Source organism: Amycolatopsis sp. lyj-23 (genome assembly GCF_046549135.1).
In the GTDB taxonomy this organism is placed as follows: domain Bacteria; phylum Actinomycetota; class Actinomycetes; order Mycobacteriales; family Pseudonocardiaceae; genus Amycolatopsis.
Map to the genome: position 1 here is coordinate 204,770 of NZ_JAJPWN010000015.1, position 15,295 is coordinate 220,064.

At 75.2% G+C, this 15,295-nt stretch carries 6 protein-coding genes; all 6 read right to left on the minus strand.

Annotated elements, in window-relative coordinates; translation table 11 throughout:
* Positions 1 to 5 precede the first annotated feature (5 nt).
* Positions 6 to 5,294: an SDR family NAD(P)-dependent oxidoreductase gene (locus tag ACLJPY_RS34100; protein ID WP_410594922.1), complete on the minus strand. Its 5,289-nt coding sequence runs from the start codon at positions 5,292 to 5,294 to the stop codon at positions 6 to 8.
* Positions 5,291 to 8,728 carry an amino acid adenylation domain-containing protein gene (locus ACLJPY_RS34105; RefSeq protein WP_410594924.1) on the minus strand — a complete coding sequence of 1,146 codons (3,438 nt, stop codon included), beginning with the start codon at positions 8,726 to 8,728 and terminating at the stop codon, positions 5,291 to 5,293. The genes ACLJPY_RS34100 and ACLJPY_RS34105 overlap by 4 nt, the downstream gene beginning before the upstream one ends.
* A 420-nt stretch (positions 8,729 to 9,148) precedes the next feature.
* On the minus strand, positions 9,149 to 12,586 hold the full coding sequence (locus ACLJPY_RS34110; RefSeq protein WP_410594926.1) for a beta-ketoacyl synthase N-terminal-like domain-containing protein: 3,438 nt from the start codon (positions 12,584 to 12,586) through the stop codon (positions 9,149 to 9,151).
* A gap of 412 nt (positions 12,587 to 12,998) precedes the next feature.
* Complete coding sequence (locus ACLJPY_RS34115; RefSeq protein WP_410594928.1) at positions 12,999 to 13,247, minus strand: hypothetical protein; 249 nt, start codon at positions 13,245 to 13,247, stop codon at positions 12,999 to 13,001.
* Positions 13,248 to 13,332: 85 nt separating this feature from the next.
* A complete protein-coding gene (locus tag ACLJPY_RS34120; RefSeq protein ID WP_410594930.1) occupies positions 13,333 to 14,598 on the minus strand; it encodes a PucR family transcriptional regulator in 1,266 nt (421 codons plus the stop codon).
* Between the two features lie 29 nt (positions 14,599 to 14,627).
* Positions 14,628 to 15,290 (minus strand): alpha/beta fold hydrolase, encoded by a 663-nt coding sequence (locus ACLJPY_RS34125; protein WP_410594932.1) that lies wholly within the window; start codon positions 15,288 to 15,290, stop codon positions 14,628 to 14,630.
* Positions 15,291 to 15,295 lie beyond the last annotated feature (5 nt).

Below are 15,295 nucleotides of genomic sequence, written 5' to 3' on the forward strand. Positions count from 1 at the left end.
CTGCTTCAGCGCTCGAGCTTGGGGATGGTGGTGGCGGCGGCGGGCTCGGGGGCACTTTCACGTGAAAGTGCCCCGCTGCGGAGTTCCTCGATCCGCTCGGCCAGTGCGGCCACCGTGGAGGATTCGAACAGCGTCTTCATGGCCAGCCGGGCGCCGGTGGTCTTGCGGACCTGGGCGATCAGCTGGATGGCGACCAGGGAGTTGCCGCCGAGGGCGAAGAAGTCGTCGTGCACGCCGACGCGCTCGACGCCGAGCACCTCGGCCCACTGCCGGGCGATCTCCGCTTCGAGGTCGGTGCGCGGCGCGAGGTAGTCGTCCGACGCCTGCGTCGAGACCACCTCGGCGACCTCTTCGGTCTCCTCCAGGCGTTCCGCGGTGACCCGGCGGTCGAACAGGTCGCGCACCGGGCGGGTGCTGATCACCACCTGCCCGCCGAGGCCGGGGGTCAGGGCCCGCAGGAACGCCTCCGCGCCGTCGACCGGCCGGATGCCGGTCGAGTCCACAGTGGACTTCGGGACGGCGCTCAGCCCGCCGCTGACCGCGCCTTCGTCGACCTGCCGCAGCACGAAGTCCTCGATCTCGACCAGCACGCGGCCGGTGTCGTCGCACAGCGTCAGGTCGGCGGCGATCACCTGGTCGCCACCGGAGTCGCGGTAGCGCAGGTGGCTGTGGAAGCTCGCCGGGAGCGGCGCGTGCACGACGACCCGCCCGTAGCTCATCGGCAGGTAGGTGCCGCTCCCCCGGCCGCGGCCGAACGCGGTCGCGACGTCGAGCAGCGCCGGGTGCAGGCCCCAGCCGGTGTCCCCGGCCGCCGCTTCCGGCGCGACGAGCGACGCCAGTTCCTCGTGCTCGCCGACGCGGTGGCTGCGCAGCGCGGCCCAGCGCGGGCCGAAGGTGACCATGCTGGTCCGGCCGGTGCCGAAGGCGTTGCCGTCGTCGAGCACCCGGGTCCGGCCGCGGATCGCCTCGAGGTCCACAGTGGACGTCACCGGCGCCGGGGCCCAGCCCGCGGACCCGCGGACGTGCACCTTCGTCACCCCGCCCGCGCGGCTGGTCACCGCGAAGCCGTCGCCGTCGAAGGCCACCCGGTACTCCGCGACGGTGCCTTCGGGCACCGAGAACGGCTCCAGGAAGGCGACGTCCTGGAGTTCGACGACGTGGCCGTCGCCGGGGCGCGGCAGGGCCGCTTCGACCGCGGCCCGCACAGTCTCCAGGTGCCCGGTGCCCGGGACGACCGGCACGCCGGCGATCCGGTGCTCGGCCAGCAGCCAGTGCCCGTTGGCCGAGACGAGTCCGTGGCAGCTCCCGCCGGTGCGGGTGGTGAGCACCGGGTGCGCGACCGGGCCGTCCGCCTTGGCCCGGGTGGAGCGGATCGTCGTCGGCGCGGCGACTTCGGCGGCCATACCGACCTCGTCCCAGCCGCCCCAGTCGTGCGAGACGACCCGGGCGCGCCAGCCGTGGTCGCCGCGGGCGTAGGCGTCGAGGAAATTGTTGGCGGCGCAGTAGTCGACCTGGCCGAAGTCGCCGGAGACCGCGGTGACCGACGAGCACAGCGCGACGAAGTCCATCGGCAGGTCGGCGAAGGCTTCGGCGAGCGCCAGGGTGCCGCCGATCTTCGGGGCGAGGACCGCCTCCGCGGCCGCCCGGTCCTTGACCTCGGCGACGCCGCCACCGGGCAGCCCGGCCGCGTGCACGATCCCGTCGAGGCCGCCGAACTCGCGTTCGGCCAGCGCGCGGACCTCCCGCAGCGCCGCCGGGTCGGTGACGTCGGCGGCGACCACGTGCACGACCGAGCCGGCCGCTTCCATCCGCCGGATCGCACGGATCGCGCGGCCCGTCCGATCGTCGCCTTCGTGAACGGCCCAGTCCTCGCGGGGCGGCAGGCCGGACCGGGTCAGCAGGATCAGCTTCGCGCGGACCCGCAGGGCGAAGTCCTCGGCGAGGGTGATGCCGATGCCGCCGGTCCCGCCGGTGATCAGGTACCGGCCGCCCTCGCGCAGCACCGGCTGCGTCACCGCGGGCACGGTGAGCTGCGTGTGCTCCAGGACCCAGCGACGGCCGCGCCGCAGGGCCACCTCGGCGGTGTCCGCCGGGCCGAACAGCTCGGCGACGACCTCGCCGGACACGGTCTCGACGTCGATCCGCCGCACGACCGTGCCGGGGACCTCCAGCGGGACCACCCGCGCGATGCCCGCCAGGGTCGCGTGCTCGGGCCGGGTCAGGTCGGTGCCGGTGACGTCGGCGGTGCCGGCGCTCAGGACGTCGATCCGCACCGGCTCGCCCCACGCCTGGACGAGGTTGAGGACGCTGAAGAACCCGCGGTCCTGCGCGGCCGGCCCGGTCTCGGTCCCGCCGAGCGCCCACGCGTGGACGACCCGCTCGGGGCGGACGCCGAGCGCGGCGACGAGTTCGTCGTAGTCCTGCCGGGCGCCCGGCCGCACGGTGAAGCCACCCTCGACGGCGGCGAACTCCGCACCCGGGCGGACCTCGGTGACCGTGACCCCGGCCTCGCGCAGCAGGCCCGGCAGGACGTCGTCGTCGACGAACGCGAGGCAGGAGGCGAACGGCTCGCGTCGCAGCTCCGGCCCGGCCTGGCGCCAGGACGGCACGGCGAACCACTCGTCGAGGGGCGACGGCCCGCTCGGCCGCACCGGTTCGGCGACCGTCCCCGCCGGATCGGGATCCACCCAGTAGCGCTTGCGCGCGTACGGGTAGCCCGGGAGGGGCACGCGGTGCGCGGAAACCGTGGACTCGACGGATACCCCGTGTGTCCACAAGAGACCGGCGGCGGCGTACAGCGTTTCGACGTCGCCTTCGCGGTCGGTGCGGCCGGGCAGGCTCGGCTGCGGCGCGGGCAGGCCCTTCGGCACCTGGCCGCGGGCGAGCCCGGCCAGCTGGTGCCCCGGACCGCACTCGACGAGCGCCCAGCGGTCACCGCCGGCGAACAGCGTCCGCACGCAGTCGCCGAACCGGACCGCCTGCCGCAGGTGCGCGGCCCAGTAACCCGGGTCGGTGGCCTGCGCGTCGGTGATCCAGCCGCCGGTGAGGTTCGAGAGGAACGGCAGCGACGGCGCCGACCGCGGCACCGCGGCGACGGCCTCGGTGAACCCGGCCAGGATCGGGTCCATCATCGGCGAGTGGAAGGCGTGCGAGGTCACCAGTTCGCGGCACTGCACGTCACTCGACCTGAGCCGCGCGGCGAAGTCGGCGACGGCGTCGGACGGCCCGGCCACGACGCAGGTGCCCGGGCCGTTGACACCCGCGATCGCCAGGCCTTCGGGCAGCCGGTTCGCCACGGTCTCTTCGTCGAGCTGGACGGCGAGCATCGCACCGGCGGGCATGGCCTGCATCAGCTCCCCGCGCCGGACGACCAGCCGCAGCGCGTCGGCCAGGCTGAACACCCCGGCGACGGTCGCGGCGACGTACTCGCCGACGGAGTGGCCGATCATCGCGCCGGGCCGCACGCCCCAGCTGCGCCACAGCATCGCGAGCGCGTACTCGACGACGAACAGCGCGGGCTGGGTGTACCGGGTCTCCCGCAGCCGCGCGTCCCCGCCGCGGTCGAAGATCAGCTCCTTCAGGCCCGGCAGCCCGGCCAGGTCGCAGCACTCGTCGACGGCCGCGGCGAACACCGGCTCGCTGCGGTACAGCTCGGCGCCCATCCCGGCGTACTGCGCACCCTGCCCGGAAAACAGGAACGCCACCTTGAGCTCGCCCGCCTGGGCGGTCAGCAGCCGCCGCGGGTCGCGCAGGCCGTCCACCGCGTCTTCGGAGTCGCGGGCGACGACGACCGCGCGCTGCGGGTATTCGGTGCGCCCGGCCGCGAGGGTGTGGGCGACGTCGGCGAGGTCGAGGTCGATGTCGCCGGCCAGCCGGTCGGCGAGCCGCTCGACCGCGGCGGCCAGGGTTTCCGGCGTCTTCGCCGAAATCCGCAGCAGGTGCGCCGGGTGCGGACGGCGGTGCCGCCGCGGCGCCGGGGCCTCCTCCAGCACCAGGTGGGCGTTGGTGCCGCCGACGCCGAACGAGCTGACGCCGGCCCGGCGCGGGGTGTCGGCCGCCTCCCACTTGGTCACCGTCCGCGCCGGGTAGAACGGGCTGCGCGGGAAGTCGATGCCCGGGTTGGGCTCGTCGTAGTTGATGGTCGGCGGGATGAGGCCGTGCTCCATCGCCAGCACGGTCTTGATCAGCGCGACCACGCCGGCCGCCTGGGACAGGTGGCCGATGTTCGACTTCACCGAGCCGATGGCGCACCAGCCGGTGTCCGGCACGCCGTGTCCGTACACAGTGGACAGGGAGGTGATCTCGATCGGGTCGCCCAGCGCCGTTCCGGTGCCGTGCGCCTCGACGTACCCGATCGTGCGCGGGCTCACCCCGGCCATGCCGACCGCCTGCGCGATGGCCTCGGTCTGGCCCGAGACGCTCGGCGCGGAGAAGCCGACCTTCGTGGCGCCGTCGTTGTTGATCGCGTTGCCGAGCACGACCGCGCGGATGTGGTCACCGTCCTCCAGGGCCTGCGAAAGCCGCTTGAGCAGGACGACACCGACGCCGCTGCTCCAAACCGTGCCGTTGGCGCCGGCGTCGAACGCGCGGACGTGCCCGTCCGGTGAGGTGAAGCCGTCGACGCCCATGTAGCCGATGCCGTGCGGCATCTCCAGGTTCACGCCGCCGGCCAGCGCCATGTCGCATTCGCCGTTGCGCAGGGCCTCGCAGGCCAGGTGCACCGCGACCAGCGACGTCGAGCACGCCGTGTGGACGGCCAGGCTCGGGCCGCGCAGGTTCAGCTTGTAGGACACCGACGTCGTCAGGTAGCTCGGCTGGTTGCCGGTCGACATCCCGATGCCGCCGTGCTGCGACGCCATCACCCGCTCGTTGCGCAGGAGGTTCTCGATCAGGTAGCCGGTCCGGCCGGTACCGCCGTAGACGCCGATCGCCCCGCCGTAGCGGGCAGGGTCGTAGCCGCCATCGGTCAGCGCCGAGTGGCACGCTTCGAGGAACACGCGGTGCTGCGGGTCGGTGATCTCGGCCTCGCGGCTGGTCATGCCGAACAGGTCGGCGTCGAACTCGTCGAAGCCCTCGACCACCGTGGTGGCGTTGACCCAGCTCGGATCGGCCAGGGTGGCCGGATCCGCGCCGCGGGCGAGCAGTTCCTCGCGGGTGGCGGGCCTGATGGACTCGACGCCGTCGACGAGGTTGCGCCAGAACTGGCGCAGGTCGCCGGCGCCGGGCACGCGGGCGGCCATGCCGACGATCGCGATCGGGTCGGCGCTCGGTCCGGGTTCGAGGTCGTGGGTCACAGCGGTCGCTCCTGTTCCTGGCCGGTCGTGCCGGCACTGCGGTGGGGTCTTCTGGACGGGGTGCGCCCCCGGCGGGCGGCGACCCGCTCGGCGGCGCGGGCGAGCTCCGGGCCGGGTGCGGCCCCCGCGTGCAGGTGGGCGGCGAGGGCGCGGACGGTGGGGTGGGTGAACAGGTCCACCATCGGGATGCGGCGGCCGAGCCGGGTGGTGACCTCGGCGTGGACGCGGGCCAGGGCCAGCGAATGCCCGCCGATGTCGAAGAAGTTGTCGGTCACGCCCACCGCGTCGCGCGCCAGCACCTCCCGCCAGACGGCCGCGATGACCGCCTCGGTGGCGGCCAGTGCGGCGACGTCGGCGACGGCTGCCCGCTCGGGCCGGGATCGTGCGGCCGCCGCCGGTGCAGCGGTCCGGACGGCGGCCCGCGGGAGCTCCGGTGCGCACGCCGCGGCGGGCCGGTCCGGCTCGGCGACCAGCGCGGCGAGCAGCGCGGTGAAGTCTTCGGCCAGCGCGGCCATCCGGACCGCGTCGAACAGGTCCGGGTTGTAGAGCAGCTCGACGCCGTGTTCGAGGACGTAGACGGTCAGGTCGAACGGCGAGCCGGGCTTCTCGACCGGCAGCCACGCCTCCCGCACGCCCGGCAGGTCGAGCCGGGGTTCGGTGAAGTTCAGGACGTTGACCATCACCTGCACCAGCGGCGCCCGCGACGGGTCGCGCGGCACGCCGAGGGCGTCGACGAGCCGGTCGATCGGTGCCGCCGGGTGGGCGGTGGCGGCCAGGAGTTCTTCGCCGCTGCTCCGCACCAGCGTCGTGAAGTCCGCGTCCGGCGCGCGCAGCCGCACCGGGACGATGTCCACGAAGAACCCGGCGACGGACTGGGTTTCGGCCAGCTGCCGGTCCGCGACCACGGTCGCGACCAGGTGGTCGTCCCCGCCGGTGAGGCGGCGCAGCAGCTGCCCGAACGCCGCCAGCACCACGCCGGCGCGGGTGGTCCCGGTGCGCCGGGCCAGCTCCCCGGCGGCCTCGGCCACGCCGGCGGGGAACGCCTGGTACCGGCTCGCGCCGCGGTAGGTCTGCACGGCCGGGCGCGGACGGTCCCGCGGTAGATCCACAATGGACGGTGCACCGGCGAGGTGTCCGCTCCACCAGGCGAGGTCGACGGCTTCGCGGCGACGGTCGCGGTCCGCGCGCCAGACCGCGTAGTCCGCATAGGACACCGGCAGCGGCGGCAGCGCCTCGCCGCGGTAGGCCGCGGCGAGGTCGGCGCACAGCAGTTCCTGCGACCAGCCGTCGAACACCGCGTGGTGCAGGGTGAACCCGAGGACGTGTTCATCGGGCCCCAGCCGGTGGAGCCGCACGCGCCAGGGCGGCTCGCGGTCGAGCCGCAGAGGTGCCGCCGCGTCGGCGGCCAGCCGGTCGCGCACGGCGTCCGCGGGCACCGCGACGACCGGCAGGGCCACGTCCGACGGCGGCAGGCACTCGGCCCGCGGGACCCCGTCGACCGGGCGGATGCGCCAGCGCAGCACGGCGTGCCGCTCGGCCACCGCCCGCAGCGCGGCCCGCAGTGCGGTCACGTCCAGGGGCCCGGTCAGGCGGAACGCCATCGCGATGTTGTACGGCGCCGCGTCCGGGGCGAGCTGGTCGAGGAACCACAGCCGCCGCTGCGGCGGGGACAACGCGGGCGCGTGCCCGGTCGTCAGGCCGGCCCCGGTGAGCGGAGCGGCCGCGGCCACCCGCCGGGTGAGCTCCTCCAGGGTCCGGCCGGCGAAGACGTCCTCGACCGAGACGTCGGCGGCCAGGTCCGCGCGCAGCGCCGCGACCAGCCGCATCGCGGAGATCGAATCGCCGCCGGAGAGCAGGAAGTCGGCTCCGGCGCCCGGGCCGAGCACCCGGCGCCACACCGCTTCCACCGGTGACGCGGGTTCAGCGGCCGCCGCCGACTCGGTCTCGGCCAGTGCGCGCAGGGCGGCCCGGTCGATCTTGCCGGTGACGGCGTTGACGGGCAGCGCGTCCAGCCGCCGGATCGCGGCCGGGCGCATCGCCTCGGTCAGCCGATCCCCGGCGTACGCGTGGATGTCGGCGTCGGACGGCGCCGAAGCCGGGCTCAGGAACGCGACCAGCCGGGTGCCGCCGGGACCGGGTACGGCCTCGACCGCGACGGCGTCGACGGCCGGGTGGGCGCCGAGGGCCGCCTCGACCTCGCCGAGCTCGATCCGCTGGCCGCGGACCTTCACCTGCCGGTCGGCGCGGCCGGCGAACTCGAGCCGGCCGTCGGGGCGCAGGCGGGCCAGGTCACCGGTGCGGTAGAGCCGCTCCCCCGGCGTCCACGGGTCGTCGACGAACTTCCGCGCGGTCAGCTCCGGGCGGTTCAGGTACCCCGCGGCGACCCCCGGGCCGCCGATGACCAGCTCGCCCACCTCGCCCGGCAGGACCGGCCGCAGCTCGGCGTCGACGACGCTCGCGCGGTGGTTCGGCGTCGGCGTGCCCAGCGGCAGCGGATCGGCCGGGATGCCGGTCACCTCGTCGGTGACCACGACGACGGTCGTCTCGGTCGGGCCGTAGACGTGGAAGAACCGGCGGCCGGGCAGCCAGCGGGCGGCCAGCTCGGCCGGCACCGGCTCGCCGCCGCACGCCACGGTCCGCCAGCCGGGCACGTCCGCGGGGTCGAGCAGCGACAGCAGGGTCGGCGTGACGAACCCGAAGTTGACGTCGTGCTCGACGACGAACCGGCGCAGCCGTTCCGGGTCGGCGCGGTCGGCGGTACCGGCGAGCTGCACCGAGCCGCCGACGGCGAGCGGGACGAAGACGTCCATGGTGAAGGCGTCGAACCCGAGCGAGGAGACGCCGAGCGTGCGGGTGCCCGCGCCGGCGCCGAGCCGGGCGGCGAACCCGGTGACGAAGGCGACGATGTTGCGGTGGCTGGTCAGCACGCCCTTCGGCCGCCCGGTCGAGCCGGAGGTGTAGAGGACGTGCGCGGTGTTGTCCGGCGTCGCGGGGCAGGTGCCCGGCGCACCGGGCGGCGGGATGTCGAGCCCCCGCCCGGGCCCGAATTCGGCCACGGCCGCGTCCCCGACGACCAGGGTCACCCCGGCGTCCGCGGCGATGCCGGTCAGCCGGGCCCGCGGGCCGCCGGGTTCGAGCGGGACGTAGCAGGCGCCGGACAGCAGCACCCCGAGCACGGTGGCGACGAGGGCGGGTGTCCGGTGCGCGCACACCCCGACCCGGGTCTCCGGCCCGGCGCCACGCTCCCGCAGGGCGGCGGCCACGCCCCAGGCGGCGGCGACGAGCTCAGCGTAGGTGAGCTCGGTGGCGCCCTGCCGCACGGCGACCGCGGCCGGCGTCCGCCGCGCCTGCGCCAGGACCAGCGCGGCGACCGTCGTGTCCGGATAGGACAGTGCCGGGCCGTCGATGCCGGTGCCGGCCAACGTGTCGGTCAAGGTGAACTCCCCAGTTCGGCACGGCCGCGGTGGCGGCCGTGTGGTCGTGCGTGCCGGTCACGGGTGTGTCCCGGGCCGGGCGGATCGGTCGAGCGGTGCCGACGACGGTGTGCGGCCGGGCCGGGCGCGAACCGCCTCGGCCCGGGTGACCGGGCTCGGCGGCGGCCGTGCGGTTGTGCGTGCCGACCACGGGTGGTGTCCTGGGCCAGGCAGACCGGCCGAGCGATGCCGGCGACGGCGTGCAGCCAGGCCGGGCGCGAACCGCCCCAGCCGCGCAGCCGAACGCGGCGGCGGCCGCGTGGTCGTGCGCGCCGACCACAGGTGGTGCCCCGGCCCAAGCAGATCCGCCGAGCGACGCCGGCGACGGCGTGCAGCCAGGCCATGCGCGAACCGCCGCAGCCGCGCAGCCGAACTCGCCGGTCACCGGTGCTCACCCGGAACCGGCGGGTCGATCCAGCAGCGGGTGCGCTGGAACGGGTAACCCGGCAACGGCACCCGGCCAGGACGGGCGCCGGCGTGACGGGCGGCCCAGTCGACACCCGCGCCGCCGGTCCAGCGGCCGGCCAGTTCGCGGGCCGCGCCCGGCGGTCCGGCGACGTCGCCGCCCTCGGTCAGCAGCTTCTCCAGCGCCTCGACCGCCTCGGCCGCCGTCGTCGCCACCACGGCCGCGCGGACAGCGAACTCCCGGCGTCCCACCGCGAGGGTGTACGCCACGTCGGCCAGGTCCGGCGGGTCGGCCGCGAGCCGGTCCCGCAACGCCGACAACGCCTCGCGCAGGGCGGTCCCGTCGTGGGCGGACACCGGCAGGACGTACGGTCCGTCGGCCGTCACCCGCGGCCCGGGCACCGGTGGCTCTTCGACGATCACGTGGACGTTGGTCCCGCCCATGCCGAACGCGCTGACCCCCGCCACCCGCCGCGGTACCTCCGGCCAGCCGGTGGCCTTGACCGGCACGTAACACGGCCCGCCCGCCAGGTCGACCTCCGGGTGCGGGGCGGTGAAGTGCAGGTTCGGCGGGATCACGCCGTGACGCACCGACAGCACGGCCTTGATCAGCCCGGCCACCCCGGCCGCCGCGTCGAGGTGGCCGATGTTCGTCTTCACCGAGCCGAGCGCGCAGGTGCCGGGCGGGAGGTCCCGGTACACCCGGTTGAGCGCCGCGACCTCGATCGCGTCGCCCAGCGGGGTGCCGCTGCCGTGCGCCTCGACCAGCCGGACCTCCGCCGGGTCCACTTCGGCCACCGCGAGGGCTTCGGCGATCGCGGCGGCCTGCCCGGCCGGGCTCGGCACCGCGTAGCCGGCGCGGTCGCCGCCGTCGTTGGTCATCGCCCAGCCGGGCAGCACCGCGTGGATGTGGTCGCGGTCGGCGAGCGCGTCGGACAGCCGCCGCAGCACCACCACCCCGGCGCCCGAACCGAACCCGGCGCCGGCGGCCGCCGCGTCGAACGAGCGGCAGCGGCCGTCCGGGGACGCCAGGCCGCCGGCGCGGTACCGCGGCCACGTGACGCTGACTCCCCCGGCGATCGCGAGGTCGCAGCGGTACTCGGCGAGGCTCTGCGCGGCCAGTCCCACCGCGGCGAGCGAACTCGAACAGGCACTTTGGACGGCCACCGCGGGCCCGGTCAGGCCGAACCGGTAGGCGACCTGGCCGGGCAGGTGGTCGGTCAGCTGGCGGCCCAGCAGCCGGCCCTCCCAGTCGTCCGGGTCGACGGCACCGGTCACGGCCGGGTTCCCGAACAGGTGGAACAGGAAGTACCGGTTGACCCCGGCGGAGGTGAACACGCCGACCGGGCCGGCTTCCCGCGCCGGGTCGCGGCCCGCGTCTTCCAGGGCCCGCCACGCCGTCTCCAGGAACAGCCGGTGCTGCGGGTCGGTGCGGGCGGCCTCCTCGGCGGTGAACCCGAAGAACCCCGCGTCGAAGTCCTCGACGCCGTCGAGCCGGCCGCCGGCGCGCACGTGCGCCGGGTCGGCGCGCAGGCCGGGGCCGATGCCCAGGGCGGCCAGCTCGTCGTCGGTGTAGTCGTGGATCGAATCCGTCCCGGCGCAGAGGTTCCACCAGAACGCACCGGCGTCCGGCGCACCGGGGAACCGGCAGGCCAGCCCGACGACGGCGATCAGGTCGCTGCCGGGTTCGTCCGCACGGGACTCGTCCGCACCGGAGCGCGGCGAGTCCGAAGTGGACTCCTCCAGGTATGCGGCCTGCGCCGCCACCGTCGGGTGCTCCAGCAGGCTCAGCAGCGGCACCTCCGCGCCGAACTCCGCGGCCAGCCGCTGCTGGACCCGGCCCAGCAGCAGGGAGTGCCCGCCGACGTCGAAGAAGGCGTCCGTAGTGCCGATCCGGTCGTGCCCGAGCACCGCGCACCAGATCTCGTGCACCCGGCGCTGCGCCGGGGTCATCGGCCCGGCGGGCACGGGCGCCGGCGGGCGCGGTTCCGGAAGCGCTTCCTCGTCGAGCTTGCCGCTGACGGTGAGCGGGAACGCCGCCACCACGGTCACCGCGCCGGGCACCGCGTGCCCGGGCAGCACCTCGGCCAGGGCGGCCCGCAGCGCGGTCCCGTCCGGCCGGGACCCCGGCACCGGGACGACGTACGCGAGCAGCTCGCCGTCACGCACGATCGCGCGCGCCTCGGCCACGCCGGGCTGTTCGCCGAGCCGGGCCTCCACCTCGGTCAGCTCGATCCGGAAGCCGCGCACCTTCACCTGCCGGTCCAGCCGGCCGAGGCAGACGACGTTCCCGTCCGGAAGAACTCGGCCGAGGTCGCCGGTGCGGTAGCTGCGGAGGCCTCCGGCGGTGGTCCCGAACGCCGGGCTCGGCTGGTCGAAGTAGCCGTCGACCAGGTATTCGCCGCTGACTTCGAGCTCGCCGCCGTCGAGCACGGCGAGCGTGTAGCCGGGCAGCGCGGTCCCGATGGGCAGCGGGCCGGTGTCGTCGTCGCCGACGTCCGCGGCGGTCAGCCGGTACTGCGCGGCGAAGGTCACCTCGGTCGCGCCGTACCCGTTGACGTACACGCACCCGGGCGCGAACCGGCCGCGGCGGACGTCGGCGTAGGTCGCCTGCTCGCCGCCCAGCAGGACCGTCCGCACCGACGGCAGGTCGCCGTCGAGGGCGTCGAGCAGGTAGCGGTAGACCGTGGGCGTCGAGTGGTAGACGGTCACCTCGTGCCGCGCCAGCTCACGCGCCGCGTGGGCCACGCCGTGGGCGCGGACGTCGACCGGCACCACGGCGGCGCCGGTCAGCAGCGCCGGGTAGAGGTCGGGGATCGCCGCGTCGAAGCCGAAGGAGGCCAGCAGGCTGACCCGGTCCGCCGCGGTGATGCCGAGCGTCGCGATCTGGTTGTCCACCACGTGCGCCAGGTTGCGGTGGGTCTGCGCGACCGCCTTGGGCGTCCCGGTGGAGCCGGAGGTGAACAGCACGTAGGCACGCGCGTCCGGGTCCGGGTCGGGCACCGGCAGCGGCGCGGTGTCCATTCCGGACCGCACGACCCGGGCGGACCCGGTGCGGCACAGCGTCTCCGCCGGCTCGACGTGCTCGGGGTCGGCGAGCACGGCCGACACCCGGGCCGCCGCGACCTGGTGGGCGAGCCGGCCGGGTGGGAACGTCGGGTCCAGCGGGACGTAGGCGCACCCGGCGGCCAGGGTGCCGAGGATCGCGGCGATGGCGGGCGTGCCGTGCCCGGTGACCAGGCCGACGAACTCCCCGGGCCGGACCCCGGCGTCGAGCAGCCGGGCGGCGTGCCCGCCGGCCAGCGCGGCCAGCCGGCCGTAGCTCACCGCCGAGCCGGCCTCGAGGACCGCGATCCGGTCGGGTGCGTGCCGGGCGAGTTCCGCGAAACGTCTGAGACAACCGGCTTGCGTCATCGCCCGGTGTCGGCTCCCGACGGCGAATGGGCGCGCGGAAACCAAGGCGGTGACGTGGACTTCATCTCACTCCCCAGTGCGATATGACGAAGAATCACGCAAGGCTAAGGGGCAGGACACCGTCTGGGGATACGCAATCCGCAGAGTTCAGCCGAATGACCTATCGAACCTGGACCAGTCGCCGCAGTTTCCCACGCCTTCCACAGCCCGCGCGGCCCGAATCGCCACTGCGGACGATCGCTCGGCTACCGATCGTCACAATGCGGGAATACCGCGGGTCCCGTCGGATATTCACCGACCACCATTTCGACGGCTCGGTTCGGCGGCCGGGCGGGTGGCAATTTAACGAAATCGATTCAGCCTCGGGCGCGCGCGAGTGCCGGACCCGTCGAATCCGCTCGGCCGGATCCGCTCAGCCCGCGTTGGCGAGCAGGCCCGGTTCCGGCGCCGTACTCCGCAGCAAACACGGGTGGCACGGCATGCCGCGCAGGCCGTCCAGCACCTCGGCGTCGGCGGGGCGGATGGGCTCGCCGCACAGCGCCGTCAGCGCCCCGGAGAACGGGACGTCCGGGACGGGGATCAGGTGGCAGACGCGTCTGCTCTCGCCGACGACGCCTCGGCGTAGCCGCACCAGCGCGAGCATCCCACCGTTCTCACCCATGCGAGCACAGTAGGCGAAGATCGACGCCGTGCCTTCGTGCCGGCGACCCAACGATCTTGGGCGCCCGTGGTCCGGGACACCAAAGTCACGCCGGCGAGAGCACCGCCGCGCCCAGCCGGCGGCACAGGACCAGCGCCAGCTCGACGTCCAGCCGTCCCTCGCCGAGGCCGCGCGGCAGCAGCTCCTGCGCCTTGCGGATCCGGTACTGCACGGAGTTCTTGTGCATCGTCAGCTCGGCGGCCGCCGCCGTGTAGCTGCCGCCGGAGGCGAGGAACACCTGCAGCGTCTCGCGCAGCCGCCCGCAGTTCTCGTCGTCGGCGGCCAGCGGCCCGAGCGTGCTCGCCACCCACAGCCGGGCCGCGTTGAGGTCGCTCGTCATCAGCGCCACCGTGCCGACCTCCCGGAAGGTCAGCACGCGGTCGCAGTGCTCGCCGGCGGCCAGCGCCAGCGCGTGCACCCGGCGGGCCTGCTGGTGGGTGTCGCGGAAGCCGCCGACGCCGGTGCCCGGGTCGCCGACGGTCACCCGCACGCCGGCCTCGGCCTCGGCGAGGACCGCGTCGAGGTGCTCGCGGCCGACGGTCGCGCCCGGGACGAGCGGCAGCCACACCCAGGCGCTGGCCTCGTCGCGCGGTACGAACAGGGGGCGCCCCTGCCCGCGGACGCGCTCGAACACCGCTCCCGCGACCGACTCCAGCAGCGACAGCGCGTCGTCGACGAAGGCGGCCGACGCGTGCCAGACGATCATCCCCACGTGCGTGCCGCGCAGGCGGTAGCCGATCACCGCTTCGGCGGCGTCGACGTCGGGCGGGCCGCCGTTCCCGTCGAGCAGGTCCGCCACCTTCGCCGCCCGCGCGGCACTGCGGTTGAGCAGCCACCGGTCGCGTTCGTCCTGGTAGACGCCGACGAGCTGGCGGACGACCCGGGTGATGAACTCGTAGGCGACCCGCAGCAGCCGGCGCATCATGGCCCCGAGCAGGGCGGCGTCGTCGACGAGCCGGGTGCACTCCTGGAACCCGAAGTCGAGCATCGCGGCCTGCCCGAGGTCGTAGGCGCGGATGAGGTCGAACACCGGGGTGCCGCGCTGGGCGAGCCGGCGCGCGTACTCGATCGCCGCGGCCGGCGGCTCGATCCCGGCCGGGTCGATGCCGTGCCGGAAGATCTGCAGCGCGGTCTCGATGTTCTGGTAGACGCTCGCCGACAGCAGGCTGACCATGCGCTCGTCGTCGTTGACCAGCTGCGGCAGGTCGGTGGCGTACAGCTGGACCAGCTCGCCGGTGAGTTCACCCGCGCGGCCCTCGAGCGTGGCGGCGATCTGCCGGATGCGCTCCGAGACGGCTTCTTCGTCCACCATGGAGCCACCTTACGGGGTGGCCCTTCAGGCTAGTCGAGGAACTCGTCGATCAAGTCGAACGTCGCCGCCGGAGCCTGCAGGGCCGGCTGGTGGCCCGCGCCCGCCACCACCTCGAACCGCGCGTCGGGGAACGCGCCCGCGTACGCCCGGCCGAACGCCGGCGGGACGACGGTGTCCTCCTCGCCCCAGACCAGCAGGGCCGGGACCCGGACCCGCGCGAGGCGGCGCAGCAGTTTCGGGTCGGCCAGACCGGGCCCGGCGTACGCCCGCATGGCGGCCAGGTCGGCCGGGTCCGGCCCGGACGCGCCCGGCGGCGGCTGCGGCAGCCGCACCGGGTGGCCCTCGATCTCCGGGCCGATGGCGTCGAGCAGGACGAGCCGGCCGAGGCGGCGGCCGCGGTCCCGCACCGCCAGTTCGGCCGCGACCCAGCCGCCGAACGAGCTGCCCACCACGACGACGCCGGTCAGGTCTTCGTCGTCGAGGAGGTCGAGGTAGGCGAGCGCGAGGTCGTCGACGCCGGTGAACGCGGCCGGGCGCGGGGTGCCCGACCAGCCCGGGTGCGTCGGCGCCAGCACGCGGGCGCGCGGCGCGAAGTGCTCGATGACCGGGGTGACGCTGCGCGGTCCGGCGCCGCCGTGCAGGACGAGCACGGCACGGTCGCCGCGGCCGGTGTCGATGAGGTCGAAGTCCACGGGTC

Bases quoted from the DNA above. Each gene is read 5' to 3' on its own strand.
- ACLJPY_RS34110 (WP_410594926.1), bottom strand. From the start codon at position 12,586: ATGACGCAAGCCGGTTGTCTCAGACGTTTCGCGGAACTCGCCCGGCAC.
- ACLJPY_RS34115 (WP_410594928.1), bottom strand. From the start codon at position 13,247: ATGGGTGAGAACGGTGGGATGCTCGCGCTGGTGCGGCTACGCCGAGGC.
- ACLJPY_RS34120 (WP_410594930.1), bottom strand. From the start codon at position 14,598: ATGGTGGACGAAGAAGCCGTCTCGGAGCGCATCCGGCAGATCGCCGCC.